The sequence below is a fragment of the Streptomyces sp. NBC_00400 genome (assembly GCF_036048035.1).
In the GTDB taxonomy this organism is placed as follows: Bacteria; Actinomycetota; Actinomycetes; order Streptomycetales; family Streptomycetaceae; genus Streptomyces.
In genome coordinates, this window is the sequence record NZ_CP107940.1 from 2,572,820 (window position 1) to 2,592,814 (window position 19,995).

Sequence of the window (19,995 nt, forward strand, 5' to 3'; positions counted from 1 at the left end):
TGGGTCCCAACAGGCGTAGCCTTTATTCCCGCTGTCCACCACCTTAGGAAGCGGAAGAGGGCGGTTGCCGCCGTGTCGCTACAGTCCCCCAACAGCTCGAGCATCTCGACCGACCAGGAGGGGCAGGGTAAGAACCCTGCCGCTGCGTTCGGTCCCAATGAGTGGCTCGTCGACGAGATCTACCAGCAGTACCTCCAGGACCCGAACTCGGTAGACCGAGCCTGGTGGGACTTCTTCGCCGACTACAAGCCGGGCGGCGCCACCGCGCCGGGCCAGCCGGCGGAGGGCTCCGCCCCCGCTCCGGCCGCCCCGGCGCAGTCGTCCCCGGCGGCGCCCGCCGCCGCCGAGCCCAAGCCTTCGGCCGCCGCGCCGGCCACCCCGGCGAAGCCGGCCGCGAGCGCGCCGGCCCCGGCCAAGGCCGCTCCGGCGAAGGCCGCCCCGGCCAAGCCGGCCGCCAAGGCCGCCACACAGAAGGCCGACGGCGAGGTCACTGCCGGTCCCGAGTTCGTCACCCTGCGCGGCCCGTCGGCCGCCGTTGCGAAGAACATGAACGCCTCCCTGGAGCTGCCGACGGCCACGTCCGTCCGCGCGGTCCCGGTGAAGCTGCTCTTCGACAACCGCATCGTGATCAACAACCACCTCAAGCGCGCCCGCGGTGGGAAGGTCTCCTTCACCCACCTCATCGGGTACGCGATGGTGCAGGCCCTCAAGGCCATGCCGTCGATGAACCACTCCTTCGCGGAGAAGGACGGCAAGCCGACGCTGGTCAAGCCCGAGCACGTCAACCTCGGTCTGGCCATCGACCTGGTGAAGCCGAACGGCGACCGCCAGCTCGTCGTCGCCGCCATCAAGAAGGCCGAGACGCTGACCTTCTTCGAGTTCTGGCAGGCCTACGAGGACATCGTCCGCCGGGCCCGCGACAACAAGCTGACGATGGACGACTTCACCGGAGTCACCGCGTCGCTGACGAACCCGGGCGGCATCGGCACCGTGCACTCCGTGCCGCGTCTGATGCCCGGCCAGTCCATGATCATGGGCGTCGGCGCGATGGACTACCCCGCGGAGTTCCAGGGCACCTCCCAGGACGCCCTGAACAAGCTGGGTGTCTCCAAGGTCATGACGCTGACCAGCACCTATGACCACCGCGTGATCCAGGGCGCCGCCTCCGGCGAGTTCCTGCGCATCATGAGCCAGCTGCTGCTCGGCGAGAACGGCTTCTTCGACGACATCTTCAAGTCGCTGCGGATCCCGTACGAGCCGGTCCGCTGGCTGCGGGACATCGACGTCTCGCACGACGACGACGTCACCAAGGCCGCGCGGGTCTTCGAGCTGATCCACTCCTACCGGGTCCGCGGCCACGTCATGGCCGACACCGACCCGCTGGAGTACCACCAGCGCAAGCACCCCGACCTCGACATCACCGAGCACGGCCTCACCCTGTGGGACCTGGAGCGCGAGTTCGCGGTCGGCGGCTTCTCCGGCAAGTCCATGATGAAGCTGCGCGACATCCTGGGCGTGCTGCGCGACTCGTACTGCCGCACCACCGGCATCGAGTTCATGCACATCCAGGACCCCAAGCAGCGCCAGTGGATCCAGGACCGGGTCGAGCGCTCGCACAAGTCGCCCGAGCGCGAGGAGCAGCTGCGCATCCTGCGCCGGCTGAACTCCGCCGAGGCGTTCGAGACGTTCCTGCAGACGAAGTACGTCGGCCAGAAGCGCTTCTCGCTGGAGGGCGGCGAGTCCGTCATCCCGCTGCTGGACGCGGTCATCGACTCCGCGGCCGAGTCGCGCCTGGACGAGGTCGTCATCGGCATGGCCCACCGCGGCCGCCTCAACGTCCTCGCCAACATCGTCGGCAAGTCCTACGCGCAGATCTTCCGGGAGTTCGAGGGCAACCTCGACCCGAAGTCGATGCACGGCTCCGGCGACGTGAAGTACCACCTGGGCCAGGAGGGCGTCTTCACCGGTCTGGACGGCGAGCAGATCAAGGTCTCGCTGGCCGCGAACCCCTCCCACCTGGAGGCCGTCGACCCGATCGTCGAGGGCATCGCGCGCGCCAAGCAGGACCTCATCAACAAGGGCGGCACGGACTTCACCGTCCTGCCGATCCAGCTGCACGGTGACGCGGCGTTCGCCGGCCAGGGTGTGGTCGCCGAGACGCTGAACATGTCCCAGCTGCGCGGCTACCGCACCGGCGGCACGGTGCACGTGGTCATCAACAACCAGGTCGGCTTCACCGCCGCTCCGGAGTCGTCGCGTTCGTCCATGTACGCCACCGACGTGGCCCGCATGATCGAGGCGCCGATCTTCCACGTGAACGGCGACGACCCCGAGGCCGTCGTCCGGGTGGCCCGTCTGGCCTTCGAGTTCCGCCAGGCGTTCAACAAGGACGTGGTCATCGACCTCATCTGCTACCGCCGCCGCGGTCACAACGAGTCGGACAACCCGGCCTTCACCCAGCCGCTGATGTACGACCTGATCGACAAGAAGCGCTCGGTGCGCAAGCTCTACACCGAGTCCCTGATCGGTCGCGGCGACATCACGCTGGAAGAGGCCGAGCAGGCGCTGCAGGACTTCCAGGGCCAGCTGGAGAAGGTCTTCACCGAGGTCCGCGACGCCACGACGACGCCGGCCGCCCCCGAGGTGCCGCAGCCGAAGGCCGAGTTCCCGGTCTACGTCGACACCGCGATCTCCCAGGAGGTCGTCAAGCGGATCGCCGAGTCGCAGGTCAACATCCCCGAGCGGGTCACCGTCCACCCGCGTCTGCTGCCCCAGCTGCAGCGCCGCGCGGCCCAGGTCGAGGACGACACCATCGACTGGGGCATGGGCGAGACCCTGGCCATCGGCTCGCTGCTGATGGAGGGCACCCCGGTCCGGCTCGCCGGCCAGGACTCCCGCCGCGGCACCTTCGGCCAGCGCCACGCGGTGCTGATCGACCGCGCGACCGGCGACGACTTCACCCCGCTGCTCTACCTCTCCGAGGACCAGGCCCGCTTCAACGTCTACGACTCGCTGCTGAGCGAGTACGCGGCGATGGGCTTCGAGTACGGCTACTCCCTGGCCCGCCCGGAGGCGCTGGTCATGTGGGAGGCGCAGTTCGGTGACTTCGTCAACGGCGCCCAGACCGTCGTCGACGAGTTCATCTCCTCGGCGGAGCAGAAGTGGGGCCAGACGTCCGGCGTCACCCTGCTGCTGCCGCACGGCTACGAGGGCCAGGGCCCGGACCACTCCTCGGCCCGGATCGAGCGCTTCCTCCAGCTGTGCGCGCAGAACAACATGACGGTCGCCGCGCCGACCCTGCCGTCGAACTACTTCCACCTGCTGCGCTGGCAGGTCCACAACCCGCACCACAAGCCGCTGGTCGTCTTCACCCCGAAGTCGATGCTGCGTCTGAAGGCCGCGGCGTCGAAGACGGAAGAGTTCACGACGGGCGGCTTCCGCCCCGTCATCGGTGACTCCACGGTCAAGGCCGAGGATGTCCGCAAGGTCATCTTCTGCTCCGGCAAGGTCTACTACGACCTGGAGGCCGAGCGCGAGAAGCGCGGCGCGAACGACACCGCGATCGTCCGCATCGAGCGCCTTTACCCGCTTCCCGGCAAGGAGCTCCAGGCGGAGATCGCCAAGTTCCCGAACGCCGAGAAGTACCTGTGGACCCAGGAAGAGCCGGCGAACCAGGGTGCGTGGCCGTTCCTCGGCCTCAACCTGATCGACCACCTCGACCTGGCCGTCGGTGCCGATGTCCCGCACGGCGAGCGCCTGCGCCGCATCTCGCGGCCGCACTCCTCGTCGCCGGCCGTCGGCTCCGCCAAGCGCCACCAGGCGGAGCAGGCACAGCTGGTCGCGGAGGCCTTCGACGCCTGAGGCGTCGGGCCGCCGGGGTGACCGGTGGTGAAACAGCGGAAGGGCCCGTCCCCGGTGGGGGCGGGCCCTTCCGCTGTCCGGGTCCCGACGCTCTGACGCCTGGGGCTAGGGGGTGTCGTTCGGATCATGGCGGGCTCGCGGGGTCTGGCACGCACTCCCCCAGGCCTGAACGGCGCGGGGGGACCCCCATCCGCGTTGTCGTCACTCGCCGACGCTCCGCGTCGACTCCCTCCTCCGCCTTGCGATCGCACGCACCAGACCCCGCTCCCTGATCCACCATGATCCGAACGACACCCCCTAGACCGGCTGCGGTTCGAAGTCCCAGTACGGACGGCGGCGGCGCCGGGCGGAGAGGGTGTGCGGGTGCTCGGCGCCCAGCGTCCCGGAGAGCTGCCCGATCGCCTCTTGCTCCAGCTTCGCCGCCTCCTGGCCACGGCGCAGCGCCCGCAGGTCCTCGGCCAGTGCGGTCTTGGCGGAGAGGGTCAGCGGGTGGGTGTCGCCCAGCGTCGCCCTGGCCCGCTCCAGTGTGGCGCGGCCCAGCTGCACGGCGCCCTCCTCGTCGTCCATCCGGTTACGGGCGGCACCGGCGTTCAGCGCACAGCCCAGCGTCCAGGGATGGTCGGGGCCCATTGCCTCGGTCATCCCGCCGAGCGCCCGGTCCGCGAGGTCCAGCGCCTGTGCCGGGTCGCCGAACTCGGCGCGGACCAGCCCGACGTTGCCCAGGGCGCCGACGGTGTACGGGTGGCGCTCGCCGGCCAGCGCCCGGTAGCGCTCGGCGACCTCCTCGGCGAGGTCGCGGGCGTGCCCGAGGTCGCCGTGCTCCCGCAGGAAGGTGGCGTGGTCGGCACGCACCATCAGCGTCTCGGGGTGGCGGGGGCCCTGCACCCGGCGGGAGCGCTCGACCAGGTCGGCGAGCAGCGTGGCGGCGCGGGCGGTGTCGCCGGAGCGGCGCAGGCACAGCGCGAGGTTGTGCTCGGCGCGCAGCGTCTGCGGGGTGTGCGGGCCCATCACCTGCAGATGCAGCCGGGCGTTGAGCTCCTGGGCGGAGGTGGCGTCGCGGTAGCGGCCGAGCAGGCGCAGCGTACGGGCGTATGCGGTGCCCGCGTTGAGCGTGAGGTGGTGCCGGGCGCGCAGCTCGCGCTCCCTGAAGGCCAGCACCTCGCGGTGGGTGACCAGCGCTTCCTCGTAGCGGCCGAGCAGCGCCAGGACCGTGCCGAGGTTGTGCCGCGAGGAGAGGGTGCGGGGCGCCTCCGGGCCGAGCAGGTCGGTGTAGGCCCGCCAGACGGCGTCGAAGAGGTCATAGGCCTGTGCGTACGAGCCCAGCGCGATCAGGGTGCCGGCCAGGCCGTCCTGCGCCCGCAGCAGGTCGGCGTCGGCCGCGTCCCGCTCGGCGGCGAGCTGGTCGACGACGGCGCTGCCGACCGCCTCGGCCTCGCGGTAGCGGCCGAGCCTGCGCAGCATGTTGGCGTGCTGGTGGGTGAGCACCAGCATGGTGCGCTGGGTGGCCGCGAGCCGGGTGCGCCAGCGGGACATGAACTGTTCGCACAGGCGCAGGCCCATGCGGTACTCACCGCGGACCCGGAGGTATTCGACGCAGTTGAGCAGCAGCTGCTGGACCGCGGGCTCGGGGCTGTCGAGAACTCCGGCCGGCTCCAGATGCGGGATGAGTTCGGCGTAGCGCTCCCAGCAGCGGGTGTCGGCGGGGTTCTGCGGGTCGGCGGTGACCAGCACCCGGCAGGCGGTCGCCGCCATCAGGTCGCGCTCGTCCTCGGTCATGTCACTGCGCAGGAACCGGTGGTAGAGCCGGTGCATCAGCGCGGTTTCCACGGCCGGGTCGGCGTCTTCGGAGACCTGGTAGTCGAGGCGTACGGCGGTGGATTCGGTCAGCCGGCGCAGGGCGGTGTTCCAGCTGATCGGCTCGGCGGCCAGGTCGGCGAGGTGTTCGGGCAGGTCGCCGCGGCGGGCCTGGGCGAGCATCGGGACGGGGATGGTGTCCGGGGCGAAGAACGCGAACAGCTTGAGGAGTTCGACCGCGGCGGGGCTGCGTTCGCGCAGGGTGTTGAGGGTTATGGCCCAGCTGGTCTGGAAGGCCATGGGGTAGTCGGAGGAGATCCGGATGCCGACGAGGCTGGGCTCGCCGCGGCGGATCAGCTCGATGTACTCCTTGGGCGACATCGGGTTGGCGTCGAGCCAGGCGGCGGTCTGGGCGAGCAGCAGCGGCAGGTCCTGGACGGCGTCGGAGAGCAGATCGGCCTCCATCGGCGTCAGCCGCGGTGCCCGCCGCCGGGCGTAGGCGACGCTCTCGACGCGCTGGAAGGGCAGTACCTCGATCTCCTGGGCGCTGCCGGAGCCCGACCAGTCGCGGGTGAGGGTGGTGATCAGGACATGGCCGCGGCCGTCGGGCACCAGGTCCTCGATCTGCTCCATGTCGTCGGCGCTGTCGAAGATCAGCAGCCAGCGGCGGTAGGGGCGGCCGACGCGGAGCGCTTCGTGGACGGCGCGGATGCGGTCGCCCAGCTCCCGGCCGACGGGCAGGCCGAGCCGGGTGGCGAGTTCGGCGAGCTGTTCGCGGGCGGCGCCGCGGTTGGTGGCGCTGATCCACCACACCACGTCGTAGTCGTTGCCGAAGCGGTGGGCGTATTCGGCGGCGATCTGGCTCTTGCCGACGCCGGAGGTGCCGTAGAGCGCGATACGGGTCTCCAGCGGCGGGCCGGCGCCGGCCCCGGAGCCGGCCAGCTTGCCGTGCAGCTCTTCGAGGACGTTGTCGCGGCCGGTGAAGCGGTTGTTGCGGCGCGGGATGTTCCACACCTCGGGCGGGTTGTTCGGGAAGCGGGGCGCGCCGGGCGCCTCCTCGTCCACGGCCCGGCCCTGCCCGGCGATGCCGAGCCGTTGCAGCACCCGGCGGTTGGCCTCGCGGGCGTCCAGGTCGCGCAGGTCGGCGGGCCGCAGCAGGGACGCGGTGGCGGGCAGGGACTGGGTGGCCACGCTCACCGCGGCGAACCGGTCGGCGTGCGGGGAGACCACCTCGCGCAGCGCCGTCGTCCACTCCTCCTGCGTCTTGGGACCCAGCCGGAAGTACCAGTCGTCGAGCACGATCAGCAGCCGGCCCTCGGCCTCCAGCAGCCCCGACAGCTCCGCCACCAGCGCGGTGTCCGCCCGGGGGTCCCAGCGCAGCAGGGTGGTGCCGTGGCCCTGCGCTTCCAGCTGGTGGGAGATCCACGCCGCCCAGGGCCGGGTGAAGCCCGCATAGCTGATGGTGATGTGCTCGCCCGAGCCGGTGGGACCGGAAAAGGTGGCCTGATCGACCATGCGACCGTCTCCCTGGGATGCGATGGTGCGCGCTGCAGAGGCTGTCTCATCCGGCACGCCCTGGCTGTTCGGCACGATAGCCCAAGTGTCCCCCCATATGACGACAGTGCGTCAGGACATGTGGACGGCACGTCAGTTGAGGGCGATCGTGGCGTCCAGCCGGGCCGCGATATGCCGTATCAGGCGTTCCAGATCGGCACAGTAGACGGACGGGTGGGCGAATCCGCCGGTGTCCGCGCGGTAGCGGTGCGCGTAGTTGCCGCCGCCGCACACCTCCACCAGGGCGCAGCCGCGGCACTGCGCCCCGAGGCCGTCCCGGCCGCTGCGGCGGGCGGCCATGCCGGGGTGGGCCAGGGCCTCGTCGAAGGTGTGGTGGAAGACGTCGAGGCCAGTGGCGGCGGCGCCCTCGTAGGCGGACTTGAGCGAGTCCACCTGTTCGATGGCACCGTCGGTGTCGACGACCAGGGCGACGACGGGGGAGAGACCGACCGCCTCGCTGGAGCTCGGGCGGCCCAGGAGGAGGCCGAGGATTTCGGTGAACACCCGCACCCGGGGTCCGGGGCCGCCATCCCACCACAGGTCGAAGACGGTGCACAGCCAGTCGCCGTACGGGGTGCGGCCGGCCGCGGGCCAGGGGCCTCTCCCGGTGCCGGCAGGGGGAGGGCTGGACCAGTTGGCGTGCGGGAGGAGGAAGTCGACCATCGGGGGGTCCAGGGCGCGCAGCGAGTCGTGGACCTCGGCGGGGTCGGCGGTGATGTCGATGGTGCACAGGATGCCCGCGAACACCTCGGGCCGGTCGCGGAGCAGGCGTACGGCGCGGGAGACCGCGGGCCAGGAGGGCCGCCCCGCGTGGTCGGTCCGGCGGCGGTTGAGGCCGGGGGTGCCGCCGTCCAGGCTGAGGCCGAGCCGGAAGCCCGCGGCCGCGAGGGTGTCGATCCGCTCCCGGGTGAGGAGCGTGCCGTTGGTCTGCAGGCCGAACTCGGCGGTGCAGCCGCCGGGCAGCGCGGCGCGGATCGCGGCGGCCTGTTCCAGGAGCGGGCCGGGGCCGGTGAGCAGCGGCTCGCCGCCGTGCAGGTCGATACGGACCTCACGCAGCCGGTGGGTGCGGGCGTGTTCGGCGATGCGCAGGGCGGTCTGCCGGACGGTGGCGGCCGGGACGGTCGGCGGGCGGGAGCGCCAGCTGCGGTCGGGGCCGGTGTAGATGTAGCAATAGGTGCAGGCGAGGTTGCAGCGGCTGTGGACCTTCAGGACGAACTGCCGGAAGGGTACGACGGCCGTCCGGCCGGTCTTCTCCCCCGCCACGGCATCGCCCCCTGCACTCGGCCTGCACTCGTCTGCCTGCGTCGAGGTGCGGGACCGACAGCTCCCGCCCGCTGACTGGTACTTGGCTCGGCCCTCGGCCGGGGAACCGGATTCCCTCGGCAACTGGCCGGTTCCCTTGCACGTTTGCCCAAAAACCGTCGTTCCTGCCTGTCAATGCAAGGCTTTTTCCGGGCCGTCCTCGTAGTACGCCACAGCCTCGTCCGCCGACGGCCAGTTGCGCAGCAGCAGTGCCGCCACCTCTCCCAGCACCGCATGATCCGTCCGCGCCGCCAGAACGCCCACGTCAACCCCGGCGAAATCCGGCAGCCGTTCGGCCGTCGGCCCCGGCCGGGCGGCCACCACCGGTTCGGTGCGGGGGGTAGTCGCCACGCTGCTCTCCTCTGGCCGGCTGGACGGGTGTGTTCCCGGACTCCCGTCCACAGAAACACGTTCCGGTGCGGACGGCCAGGCAGCCGGACGGGCGCTCGGGGGCGGTCAGGCGGTGGATTCCAGGGCGCGCATCCGGGCGCGGGTGCGCTGGGCCTCGGCGCCGGTCTCCCCCGCGGCGCGCTGCCACTGCTCCCAGCTCTCGCGGTAGGCGTGCAGCGCGGAACGGGGACCGGCCGTGACCTCCAGGACCTCGCCGCGGCGGTGGTGGGCCCGGGCGGCCAGCAGGGGGCTGCCGGCCCGCCGGGCGGCCGCGGCGGCGCGGCGGAAGCAGGCGGCGGCCCGGTCATGGCGCTCGCGGGAATCGAAGCGGCGGTCCAGCAGCAGCTGGATGTCGCCCACTTCGAGCCAGGCCTCGGCCGACACCGCATCCGGTACGTCCACCCCGCGGGCGGCCAGCTCCAGGATCCAGTCGGCCTCGTGCAGATCGGCGAGGGAGGGCTGGCGTTCGTAGCGCAGGCGCAGGGCGCGGCCGAACAGCAGGCGGTGGTGGCCGAGGTCGGGGTCCTGCGGCCCGGCCCGGCCCAGCGCCTCGCGCAGGACGTGCACCGCCTCGTTGGCGAGGCGTTTGCCCGGTCCGCCGGCCGGCTCCTGCCGGGCGCGCAGCAGCAGCGCCGCGCCGCGCTCGGCCAGCAGCGCGCTGTGCTCGGGCGAATCGGGGGTGGCCAGGCGGAGCGCGGCGGCCAGTGCGGCGAGCGCGGCGTCGAGGGCGGTCAGGTCGCCGGTGCGGGTGTGCACGGCGCGCTGGACGGCGGCCGTACGGCGCAGGGCGGCCGCTTCCAGCGCCGGGTCGTCGAGGGCACGGGCCATCTCCCGGGCGCGTTCGAGGAGGGGCAGCGCGGACGGCAGGCCCGCGCCGTCGTGCAGTTGGCGGGCCGCCGCCAGATCGAGCAGCGTCTCGCAGACCAGCCGGTCGGCGGCGCTGCCGCGGCGGCGCAGCAGGACGGTGGCGGTGTCGAGGTCGTCGGCGGCCCGCACCGCGAGCGCCTGGGCGGGGTGCGGCCCGGCCTCGTGGCCGCGGGCGGCCCGGCGGGCCTGGTCGAGCAGGACACCGCCCCGGGCGGCGTAGACCTCGCCGGGCACCTGCTCGCCGCTGGGCCACTGGTCGAGCAGGGTGGTCAGGCAGCGTTCCGCCTCGTCGAGGGGGTCGTCGGCGGCCAGGTCGTCGGCTCCCGGCAGTTCGTCGGTCCCCGGCACGGCGTCGGGGGCGGGCAGGGCGGCGAGGCGGCGCAGGACCTCGGTGCGCAGCACCATGCACTCCAGGACGCGGGGGTCGAGCAGGCTCATCAGCCCGCAGGCGGCGTGCAGCCGGCGGGCGGCGTCGGCGAGCGCGCCGCGTTCCTCGTCCGGTGTGCCGGCGCTGTGCCGTTCCCGGGCACGGGCGTGGCCGACCCGGCCGAGCACGATCAGCGCCCGGGTGCGCTCGGCCTCGCGGGCGGCGGTGGCCTCCTGGTCGCCGGCGGCCCCCTCGGCCGTGGCCCGCTCCGCGGCGCGTGCCGCGCGCTCCGCCTCCTCCAGGGCGTCCGGCTGGCGCCACTTCGCCCAGGCGTGCAGCAGGGCGCGGGCGAGGTCGGTACCGGCCACGGGCAGCCGCTCGGTGGCGGCGCGCAGCAGCCGGACGGCCTCGATCAGGTCCCGGACGGCGCGGTCTTGTTCGTAGCGCTCCAGGAGGGCTGCGCCCTCCGCTGCGGGACCGTCGGGCGCATACGGCCGCCGGGCGGGCGGGCGCAGGGCCGGTTCGAAGCGGCGCAGTACGCGCTCGGAGACCCGGGCGAAGGGTTCGGGGACGGCGCGCTGGCCGGTCTCGGGCTCACGGCCGCTGCCGGAGAGCATGGCGACCGCGACGGCCGGGAAGTTGCGGGCGCTGCGGCCGAAGGTGCGCTCGATGTAGAGCGAGCAGTGCTTGAGGACCAGGGCGGCCTCGCCCGCACTGAGCCGGCCGAGGAGTTCGTCGCGTACGCCGGGCACGAAGTCGTACCACGGACCGCTCACCCCGGCCTGCTCCCCCGACGTCCCCCCGTCCGCGGGAAGTTGGGTGACCAGGCCGCTGAGCAGCACCTCCGCCAGCTCGGCCGGGCCGGTCTGGGGCAGCATCGCGCGCTGGACGAGCTGGATGACGGGCAGCGCGAGCGGGACGGCCGAGAGGTGGACGGCGAGCAGCCGGGCGGCGGGCGAGGCCTGCTGGTCGAACGCGCGGACCATACGGGCGGGTGCGGCGCGCTCGGGCTCGGGCGGCGGCGGGGCCGGCTGCCCGGCGCCGTGGTCGGCCCGTACGACACAGGCCGCGCCGCGCAGGGAGAGACCGGCGTCGGCGGCGGCCAGCCGGGCCCAGGAGCCGAGGGCGGAGGGGGTGGCGGAGAGGACCGGGATGGCGCGTTCGCGGGGCGCTTCGTGCGGGGCGCCCGGTGCCGCGGCGGGGCGCCGGCGACGGCGGGACGGGCGGAAGCCGAGGGCTTGGTAGGGGCCCTGGCGGCGGACGAGGGTGCCGGCCACGGCGGGCAGGAGGGTACGCGCCCACATCCGCTGCGGCAGCGGCTGGACCACGGCGAGCGGGGCGTCGGCCGCCCAGCGGTAGAGCAGCCGCTGCATCCGGCCGTCCCGCCACAGCGGGCCCGCGCAGTCGCTGACCACGAGGGTGAGGTGATGGCCCGTCGGGTCGTGCAGCTGGTCGGCGGGGCGCAGCGGGCGGCCGGGTCCCGGGGCCGCGGCGACGCCGATGTCCTGGCCGTGCGGATGGAGGTAGTGCACCGTCACATCGCGGAAGGCGCCGACCCGTTCGCAGACCTGGCGCAGGTCGTGCAGCATCTGCTCCCAGACGGCCATCGAGGACGAGCCGTCCATCAGCAGCCGCAGCGCGGCCGCCCGGCGGTGCACCCCGCGCAGCACCGGGATGATCATTTCGGCGTGGGCGGAGAGTTCGGCGGTGGCGGGCTCGTCCAGCTTGCGGCGGGCCGGGGCGACCGGCGGGCGGTAGCGCTGGATGGGCCGCAGCGCCCGCTGCAGCGGCAGCAGCCCCGGGAACGCGGAGGCGATCGGGACCGCGACCTCGCCCAGGCGCTGCCGGTCCGGGTCGGGGAGCCGTTCGTCCCGGGTGGGCAGCAGCTCCGCGACCCGGCGCCGGGCGCCGTCCCGCAGGACGGACGAGGACGGGTCCGCGTCCGCGGGGCCGGGGCCGTCGCCGCCCGGCGGGGTCCCGCGGGCGTCCCCGGGGTCCGTGGAGACGGCCGGTCCCACCCGGAAAGTGGCCGGATCCGGACCACCGGGCTCCCGAGTGCGGGCGGGTCCGGCCGCCGCGGGGCCGTCGGCCCGTGTGGCGTCCGGGGTGATCCACTGGGCGAGCCAGAGGGCGTCGGCCATCGAGCGGGCGTCGGCCGGCACCCCCGCCGCGGTCAGCCGGGCGACGAGTTCGTCGAGGGGGCCCGGGCCGGGCTCCCCGAGGGGCACCGCACTCACCTCGTCCGATCGAGAGGCCGCATCAGCTCCGCCGTCAGACGCCGCCGGGTCTCCTCCTCGTCCTCGTCCGTCCAGCCGGCCTTCTGGGTGAGGTGGATGGCGTTGAAGAGCTGGTCGACGGCGCGGACATCGCCGGGCTCGCGGTCCAGGAAGCCGTCGATCACCGCTTCGTAGCGCTCGGCCGCGCCCTCGCCGAAGTGGGCCCGCACCATGGCGGCCAGCCGTTCCTTGTCGGGCACCGGGATGTGGAGGTGGATACAGCGGCGCAGCAGGGGCGCCGGGAAGTCGCGTTCGCCGTTGCTGGTGAGGACGATGAAGGGGAAGGCGTGGCAGCGCACCCGGCCGTCGCGCACCGTCACCCGCGCGCCGTCGTCGCTCAGCACCTCCACCTCGGGGGCGGATCCGGCCAGCCGCTCCAGCTCCGGAATCCGGAACTCCCCTTCCTCCAGCACATTGAGGAGGTCATTGGGCAGGTCGATATCGCTCTTGTCGAGCTCGTCGACGAGCAGGACGCGGGGCCGGGCGGCGGGCAGCAGGGCCGTGCCCAGCGGGCCGAGGCGGATATAGCGGCCGATGCCGCCGCCGGGTTCGTCGGTGGGGTCCGCGTCGGCCGCCGCGTCGCCGTCCGCGGCGGTCGGCGCCGCGCGGGCGATCTGGAGGTCCTGGAGCCGGCCGATGGCGTCGTAGTCGTACAGGCCGTCGCGCAGGGTGCTGCGGCTGACGACCGGCCAGCCGAGCACCCGGCCGAGGCCGAGTTCGTAGGCGACCGAATGCGCCAGGGTGCTCTTGCCGCTGCCCGGCGCGCCGGTCACCAGCAGCGGACGGCGCAGATAGAGGGCGGCGTTGACCAGCTCGCGCTCGGTCTCGCCGGGGCGGTGGTGGCTGGCTTCGCGGTGCTGCACGCCGAGCCTGCGCTCGGAGGAGGGGTCGAGGGCGGCCGGCGGCGCCACCAGAGGGCCACCGTCGAAATCGCGCCATGGGGGTGGCGGCGGAAGGTGCTCAATTCCGTCGTGCGGTGCCCCCGCGCCACGGTAGATGAGCCAGTCGCTCACGTCGGAACTCCTCGTCGCCGGCCAGGCCTCGGTCAGGAGCGATGGTCATGGCGGAGCGCCGGAGACGTCGGCATCGTCCACCCCGGCCTCCCCCACGTCCGCCACCCGCCATCACGCAGGTGCGCCTCACGGACAAGTCTTCCACGACGCTATGACAGTACTCAGCCGGACGGAAGCGCACGGGGCGGTTTCCGGTCTCCCGCAGGGGCATCGCGGGCGTTCAAGTGCCGTGCACAGGGCGCTACTTGCCGCGAGAGGGGCGGACGCGGCAGGGGCGGGCACCGGGCGCGTGCGAGGCGCAGGGGGGCGTGCGCGGCGCCCGGAGGGCCGAGGGGGCGGCTCCGTGCCCCGTTCATCGGGGGGACAGCTGGGGGCGCTCGGTGAAGAGCGGCGGAATCGGGTCCTCCGGGTCGTCGTACAGGAGCACCAGATCGCGGGCCCAGTGCATGCCCTCCGCGGCGGCGCCGGCGGCCTTGGCGCGCAGCTGCCGGACCAGCTCGGGGAGCCGGGCCAGCCCGCCCGAGCCCTGCAGCAACTCCCTCACCCCGCGGTGGAATTCCTCGCATCCGGCATCGCAGTCCCGCTCCTCGCCGTGGCCGCCGGCCGGCCACAGCCCGGCGGGGAAGCCGGTGTCCAGGACGGCGCCGACCGCATCCCGCCCGAAGCCGTCGGCGACCGTATGGCACAGTGCGGGCAGCGCGCCCTCGGCGGCCGTCTCCAGCAGCCGCCAGACCGCCTCGTCGGAGCCGCGCGCCGCGCCGCCGCCCGGGTGCGGCGCAATACGCAGCGCCTGCAGTTCAGGGGCGGCGGCCAGGCCCTGCCAGCGGCGCAGCCAGGCCGGGTCGACCTGTTCGCGCCGTCCCTGGTCCCGCAGGATCACGGCGCGTCCGGAACCCACCGGCCGCAGCCGGGCGGTGCGCCGGGTCGAGGCCGCGACCTCCCACTGGCCGGCGGCGGTGTGCCAGTGGCCTTCAGGGACGGCGACCTCCAGACGTACCCGGGCGCCCGGCCCGGCGTCACCGTCGGCCCGCAGCAGCCGCCCGCCGAGCCGCCGCAGCACCTGCTCCCGTGCCTGCTCGAACGGCACCCCGCCGGCCGACTCCTGGACGTCCACCCGCAGCCACTGCCCCTGGCCGTAGCCCTCGCTGACCGACCAGTTGAAGAGCTCCGGCCCGCCCTCGTCGTAGAACAGCGGCTCGAACTCGACGAGTACGGAGCGCGGGCGGCGGCGTACCGGCCCTATCCTGCGGCGGTCCTGGGGCTGCAGCACCACCGCCTTGGCCTGGACGAACTCCGCGAGGCGGAGCGCCTGTCCGCGTACCGCGGCGGCCTGTTCGCCCGGTACGTCGCGCACCTCGTCGGCGGTCAGCTGCGCCACGATCCGCAGGTAGTGCACAAAGGCGCGCAGCTCCGTGTACGGGTCGCTGCCCTGGTAGAGCGCGCCGTGGCCGTCCCGCCAGGTACGCAGCGCCCAGGCCCCGGGCCCCTGCCCGCGGTCCAGCACCTCGCCGACCGCGGCCTCCACGAGCAGCGGATCGCGCGGCGCGGGCAGCCGGGCGAGCAGGTCCAGCGCCTGCAGCCGCTCCTGTACGCCCCACAGGCGGCCCCGGCCCGACATGATCGCGTGCTGGGCGTCGAACCAGGTCGGCCCGGCAGCACGGCCGAGCTCCTGACCGGCCCAGTGCCAGCGGTCGTGCAGGCTCATCAGCGCGTGGTACGGGTCGGGTCCCAGGCCCTCGGCGCCCGGGACCAGGTGTTCGGGCCCCAGCCCGCGCAGCGCGGTGACCGGTACCGCGAGCCCGACGTGGTCCTGCTGGTGGCGGCCCTTGACGATGCCGACCACCTCGCCGCGGTCACAGTCGATCAGCGGCCCGCCGGAGGCGCCCGGGGTGACCCGTACATCGCTGCCGAACTGCAGCCCCCGGGCGTCCCGGGCACCGAAGCGGACGGCGATGAAGGGGTCGACGGGGGTGGTGGGGAGGGTGGGGGCATGCCGGCCCGCGGGATCGGCAGGTACACGGCGCCCGTCGCGCGGCACCCATGGGGCGCGGTCCCCGTCCGGCTCCCGCAGGCCGTGCCCGTCTTCCTCCCCCCTCCCCCGTACGCCGCATCCGTCCCGCAGGGCGTCTCCCCCGCGCGCGCGTGCGCCCCCGCCCGCGCCGGGGCCTCCCCCCGCGCCGGGTCCTCGGTCGGCGCCGGATCCTCCGCCGACGCCGGAGCCTCCGTCGTTGCCCGCGCCCGACGCATCGTGGCCGCGGAAGATATAGGCGTCCTCCAGGAGCGTCGCCGGCTGATCGCTGAGCCAGGCGCAGGGGTGCTCGGCCTCCGGGTCGAGCAGCCGGACCAGCGCGAGATCGGCACGGGCGGCGGCGGGCCCGGCCGCCGGGTCGGGCCGGCTCAGGTCGTAGGCCGGCCGTGCGGGCACCACCCGGCCGCCGAACGCGACCCCGAAGACGCCGTCCGGGCCCGTGCCGCGGCGCCGCCCGTCGCCCGCCGCGAGCACATGGGCGCAGGTCAGCACCCACCCCGGGGCGATCAGCACCCCGCTGCCCCACGGCCGTCCCGCGGTCGCGCCCGGTGCGGCACGCAGGGCGACGGTGGTGCGCCCGGCATGGTCGAGGAGCTGTGCGTAGTGGGCACGGTCACCGCGGCCGGCGGCCTGGCCCTCGGAAGTCGTCATCAGCGGCCCGCATCATCCGGCTCCCGGCGGCCGGCCGCAGGTTCCCCGTGCGGCTGTGCCGCCGACGGCGCCTCGTCCGCGCGGCGCCAGGTGAGCGTGACCGAGAGGTTCGCCTTGGCCTCGCCGTCCGCGAGCAGGGCGACGGCCTTGCCCGGCTTGGCCGACAGCTCCACGCCGAAGGTCACACTGGTCTCGTGCGGCGCAACCCGCTCGGTGGCCTGGCGGACGCTGGCGGCGACCCCGCCGACCACCTCGCGCAGTCCCTCGACGCGGGCGCCGAGCGCGTCCCAGGCTCCGACGTCCTCGAATTCGCCGTCGGTCCCGTCCATGCCGTCCGGCCCGTCGAGCCCCGGGGCATCGAGCCGGGAGACCCGGGCCCAGACCTCCGTACCGTCGGGCAGTTCGATGCGCTGCGCGCGCTCGTGCATCACGGCCTCCTGCTCCCCGTGGGCGGCAATTCCCCGATCACCGCGGGACCGTTGACAAGGTGATCAGGCTAGCCTTCGGGTGCCTGTGGCGCGAGAGGTCCATGAGCCTGCCTATCCTGGCCGGGAATGACCCATGACCCCTGGTGGAGAGCGCGTGTATTTCACTGACCGTGGCATCGAAGAGCTGGAGAGCCGGCGCGGCGAGGAGGAGGTCTCCCTCGGGTGGGTGGCCGATCAGCTGCGGACGTTCGTCGATCTGAACCCGGACTTCGAGGTGCCGGTGGAGCGGCTGGCCACGTGGCTGGCCCGGCTGGACGACGAGGACGAGGACGAGTAGCCGGCCGGTCCCTGCCCCGCGTACGGCGTGGCAGGGGCCGGCACCGGCACCGGACCACGCGGCGGCTGCCGCCCGGTCCGCGCGGGCTCACGCGCGTCTGCGGCCCACCGCCGCGCGGGCGGCGGGCCGCAGACGAACAGACCTGGATCAGGTGTGGCGGAGCGCGGTGCGCATCCGCATCTTCACGTCTTCCTCATCGTTGAACGCCGCCCGCCCGGCCCGCGGGTCGTGCTCGTAGTAGGCCCTCTTGTTGTTCAGCTCGGCCCTCCTCGCCCCTTGCCGGGCGGCACGGAGCGCGTCCCGGATCTCCTCCGCGTGCCGCGCGTGCCGGCAGGCCCCCTGCGCCTGGACGGCGTACTTCTGGGTCGCCTCGTTGTAGCCGATGGCCTTCTTGTAGCTGTGGGCGCCGTCGGCCGACAGTGCCTTGCCGTTCGCCGAGTCCGCCTTGACGACCAGGCTGTGACAGCTCGCGGCGGCGGAGACGGAAGCGGTGGCGGGCGCGGCGTGTGCCGACGCGACCGGCCCGGCCACCGCGGCACCGAGCACCAGAACCGAGAGCAACCCCGTTGTTTTACGCACGTGTCCGACTCCTTCATGGCTTGCGCCACGACATCAAGTGACACCACCGAGGACTCCGCCACCGCACCGGACGGTTCCGCTCTTCCGCACCTTGGCGATCAAGGACGCGAGGGAAGAGAGCACTCCGGACACCCTCCGAAGGCACCCCGGACGCCCTCGCGACGTATCCCGGCCCCCGAACGAGGCACTTGACTTCCCCCATCCGCGATATATCGTGTCTGTTGTAGACGCGATATGTTGCGTTGCCGCAGATCAAGGGGAGGCAGGCATGTCAGCCGGGACCGAGTGGTCGCACCAACCGACGCAGGTGACCTCACCACGCACTCTGGAGGTCACCGAACCCGTCGACGCCTTGACCGTGCGCGTGGTCAACGGCACCGTCAATGTCGTCGGCACCACGGACGACGGCCCGGCCCGCGTGGAGATCGGCGAGGTGCACGGCCCGCCGCTGACCGTCTCGTACGGGGGCGGCACCCTGTCGGTCGCCTACCAGGACCTCCCCTGGAAGGGCTTCTTGAAGTTCCTCGACCGCAAGGGGTGGAACCGCAGCGCCGTGGTCTCGGTGACCGTGCCGGCCGGCACCCGCGTCGAGGTCGGTGCGGTCGGCGCCGGCGCCGTGGTCTCCGGCATCTCGGGACGCACGGACATCCGCGGAGTCACCGGAGACAGCACGCTCGTCGGACTGACCGGCGGGGTGCGGGCCGATACGGTCTCCGGCAATGTCGAAGCGCAGTCGGTCACCGGCGATCTGCACTTCCACTCCGTCTCGGGGGATCTGACGGTCATCGACGGGGCGGGCGGGGCGGTGCGCGCCGACTCCGTCAGCGGCGACATGGTCCTCGACCTGGACCCCGGGCAGGGCGCCGACATCGCCTTGACCACGGTCTCCGGGGAGGTCGCCATCCGGCTTCCCGACCCGGCCGATGCCAAGGTCGAGGCCAACACCGCGAGCGGCACCGTCTCCAACGCCTTCGACGGCCTGCGGGTCAGCGGCCAGTGGGGCACGAAGAAGGTCACCGGCTCGCTCGGCGCGGGCACCGGCACGCTCAAGGTCACCACCGTCTCCGGCGGCCTGGCCCTGCTGCGCCGCCCCTCCCCGGCGGACGAGGACAGCCGGCCCGGCGGCCGCGGCCCCGCCCCCGGTCCGCACGACCACTCCCCCACCGGCCCGCCCGCCGGGAAGAAGGTGCTCTGAGCATGCCCCCCGTCTTTGCCCATGGCCGCCTGCGCCTCTACCTCCTCAAGCTGCTCGACGAGGCGCCGCGGCACGGCTACGAGATCATCCGTCTCCTGGAGGAACGCTTCCAGGGCCTCTACGCCCCCTCCGCCGGCACGGTCTACCCGCGGCTGGCCAAGCTGGAGGCCGAGGGCCTGGTGACGCATGCGACCGAGGGCGGCCGCAAGGTCTACTCGATCACCGATGCGGGACGGGCCGAACTCGCCGACCGCGGCGGCGAGTTGGCCGATCTCGAACTGGAGATCCAGGAGTCGGTCGCCGCCCTGGCCTCCGACATCCGGGAGGACGTGAGCGGTTCGGCGCGGGATCTGCGCCGCGAGATCCGGGAGGCCGCCCAGCAGGCCCGCAAGGACGCGGGAGGGCCGGGGAAGGCCGGACGGAACGGCGGCGGGGCGGCGGACGCCACGCAGGACACGGCCGGCCGTCCCTTCCCGGAGGCCGCCGACTACTTCGACGCCGCCTTCGGCGACAAGGATTCCTGGCGGCAGGCGAAGGAGGAGTTCCGGCGCGCCAAGGAGGAGTGGAAGGAGCAGGCCCGGCGGGCCAAGGAGGAGAGCCGGCGCGCCAGGCAGGACGCCCAGCGGGCCCGTAAGCAGGCCAGGGACGCCCAGGTGTTCGCGCGCGAGGAGGTCCAGCGGGTCATCAAGCGCGTCCAGGAGCAGACCCAGGGGGCGGTGCGGTCCGGCGACTGGTCGGGGGCGGTGCGCGAGGCGCTGTCCGAGGTCTCCCGCGAGGTCGGGCGCTTCACCGGCGGCCAGCCGGGCGCCGGTCGTGGCGACGAGCCGCGCGAGGCCGGGCGGGACGGCGCGGACAACGGGACCCGGGTGACGGTCGAGCGCGTCGACCTGACCGGGGAGAAGCCCGAGGAGGGCCCGGAGGCCGGGGCTCCGCCGGCCCCGCCGGCCCCGGAGTGGGCGAAGGAACCGGCCGGCGACCACCCCGCCCGCGACTTCGACCGGCTGCTGGACCGATTCCGCGACGATCTGCGGGACGCGGCGCGCGATCACGGCGTCACGGCCGGACAGCTGGCGGAGTCCCGCCGCCGGCTGTCGACGGCCGCCGCCCACATCGGCGCGCTCCTGCGTCATCCGGAGCAGTACGGCTCCTTCACGGACCGGGACGACTGAGACGGATCTTTCAGGACCGGGACGGGCAACGGCCGAATCGGGACTTCACCGCCGGGACGACTCGGCGGCCGGGGACACCGAGCCACCGAAGCGACTCAGCGGCCGAGGAGACCGAGCCGCCGGGACGGCTCAGCGGCCGGGGCGGGCGCGCATCGAATGCGCGCCCGCTCCACCACGTCCACG

12 protein-coding genes are annotated in these 19,995 nt (G+C 73.7%); 4 read left to right on the forward strand and 8 right to left on the reverse strand.

Annotated elements, in window-relative coordinates:
- Nucleotides 1-72: 72 nt before the first annotated feature.
- Nucleotides 73-3,861, forward strand: a complete 3,789-nt coding sequence (locus OHS81_RS11175; protein WP_328384654.1) for a multifunctional oxoglutarate decarboxylase/oxoglutarate dehydrogenase thiamine pyrophosphate-binding subunit/dihydrolipoyllysine-residue succinyltransferase subunit — start codon at nucleotides 73-75, stop codon at nucleotides 3,859-3,861.
- Nucleotides 3,862-4,158: 297 nt separating this feature from the next.
- Here the strand turns inward: OHS81_RS11175 and fxsT are convergent, their stop codons facing one another.
- The 7 genes from fxsT to OHS81_RS11210 form a co-directional block, all read right to left on the reverse strand.
- A complete protein-coding gene (gene fxsT / locus OHS81_RS11180; protein WP_328384655.1) occupies nucleotides 4,159-7,170 on the reverse strand; it encodes an FxSxx-COOH system tetratricopeptide repeat protein in 3,012 nt (1,003 codons plus the stop codon).
- Between the two features lie 132 nt (nucleotides 7,171-7,302).
- The gene (locus OHS81_RS11185; RefSeq protein WP_328384656.1) at nucleotides 7,303-8,472 is read right to left on the reverse strand and encodes an FxsB family cyclophane-forming radical SAM/SPASM peptide maturase; all 1,170 of its coding nucleotides are present in this window, start codon (nucleotides 8,470-8,472) and stop codon (nucleotides 7,303-7,305) included.
- A 171-nt stretch (nucleotides 8,473-8,643) separates the two neighbouring features.
- Nucleotides 8,644-8,862, reverse strand: coding sequence for a YxD-tail cyclophane-containing RiPP peptide (locus OHS81_RS11190; protein WP_328384657.1), 219 nt, complete (start codon nucleotides 8,860-8,862; stop codon nucleotides 8,644-8,646).
- Nucleotides 8,863-8,967: 105 nt separating this feature from the next.
- Entirely contained in the window at nucleotides 8,968-12,363 is a 3,396-nt protein-coding gene (locus OHS81_RS11195) for an SAV_2336 N-terminal domain-related protein (RefSeq protein WP_328384658.1), read from the reverse strand.
- A gap of 5 nt (nucleotides 12,364-12,368) precedes the next feature.
- Nucleotides 12,369-13,424, reverse strand: coding sequence for an AAA family ATPase (locus OHS81_RS11200; protein ID WP_328384659.1), 1,056 nt, complete (start codon nucleotides 13,422-13,424; stop codon nucleotides 12,369-12,371).
- Nucleotides 13,425-13,776: 352 nt separating this feature from the next.
- The gene (locus OHS81_RS11205; RefSeq protein ID WP_328384660.1) at nucleotides 13,777-16,104 is read right to left on the reverse strand and encodes a VMAP-C domain-containing protein; all 2,328 of its coding nucleotides are present in this window, start codon (nucleotides 16,102-16,104) and stop codon (nucleotides 13,777-13,779) included.
- Complete coding sequence (locus OHS81_RS11210; RefSeq protein WP_328384661.1) at nucleotides 16,104-16,532, reverse strand: CU044_2847 family protein; 429 nt, start codon at nucleotides 16,530-16,532, stop codon at nucleotides 16,104-16,106. The genes OHS81_RS11205 and OHS81_RS11210 overlap by 1 nt, the downstream gene beginning before the upstream one ends.
- 154 nt (nucleotides 16,533-16,686) lie before the next feature.
- Between OHS81_RS11210 and OHS81_RS11215 the strand changes: the two genes are divergently transcribed.
- Nucleotides 16,687-16,869 (forward strand): DUF6104 family protein, encoded by a 183-nt coding sequence (locus OHS81_RS11215; protein WP_088799957.1) that lies wholly within the window; start codon nucleotides 16,687-16,689, stop codon nucleotides 16,867-16,869.
- A gap of 147 nt (nucleotides 16,870-17,016) precedes the next feature.
- On the opposite strand, the gene OHS81_RS11220 is transcribed toward OHS81_RS11215, so the two are convergent.
- On the reverse strand, nucleotides 17,017-17,448 hold the full coding sequence (locus OHS81_RS11220) for a hypothetical protein (protein ID WP_328384662.1): 432 nt from the start codon (nucleotides 17,446-17,448) through the stop codon (nucleotides 17,017-17,019).
- Between the two features lie 268 nt (nucleotides 17,449-17,716).
- Here OHS81_RS11220 and OHS81_RS11225 point away from each other — a divergent pair, with 268 nt between their 5' ends.
- Complete coding sequence (locus OHS81_RS11225) at nucleotides 17,717-18,643, forward strand: DUF4097 family beta strand repeat-containing protein (RefSeq protein ID WP_328384663.1); 927 nt, start codon at nucleotides 17,717-17,719, stop codon at nucleotides 18,641-18,643.
- Between the two features lie 2 nt (nucleotides 18,644-18,645).
- Nucleotides 18,646-19,812 (forward strand): helix-turn-helix transcriptional regulator, encoded by a 1,167-nt coding sequence (locus OHS81_RS11230; RefSeq protein ID WP_328384664.1) that lies wholly within the window; start codon nucleotides 18,646-18,648, stop codon nucleotides 19,810-19,812.
- Nucleotides 19,813-19,995 lie beyond the last annotated feature (183 nt).

Excerpts from the sequence above, each read along its gene's own strand:
- OHS81_RS11210 (WP_328384661.1), bottom strand. The coding sequence starts at position 16,532 with ATGCACGAGCGCGCGCAGCGCATCGAACTGCCCGACGGTACGGAGGTC.
- OHS81_RS11230 (WP_328384664.1), top strand. The coding sequence starts at position 18,646 with ATGCCCCCCGTCTTTGCCCATGGCCGCCTGCGCCTCTACCTCCTCAAG.
- OHS81_RS11205 (WP_328384660.1), bottom strand. The coding sequence starts at position 16,104 with ATGACGACTTCCGAGGGCCAGGCCGCCGGCCGCGGTGACCGTGCCCAC.
- OHS81_RS11225 (WP_328384663.1), top strand. The coding sequence starts at position 17,717 with ATGTCAGCCGGGACCGAGTGGTCGCACCAACCGACGCAGGTGACCTCA.
- fxsT (WP_328384655.1), bottom strand. The coding sequence starts at position 7,170 with ATGGTCGATCAGGCCACCTTTTCCGGTCCCACCGGCTCGGGCGAGCAC.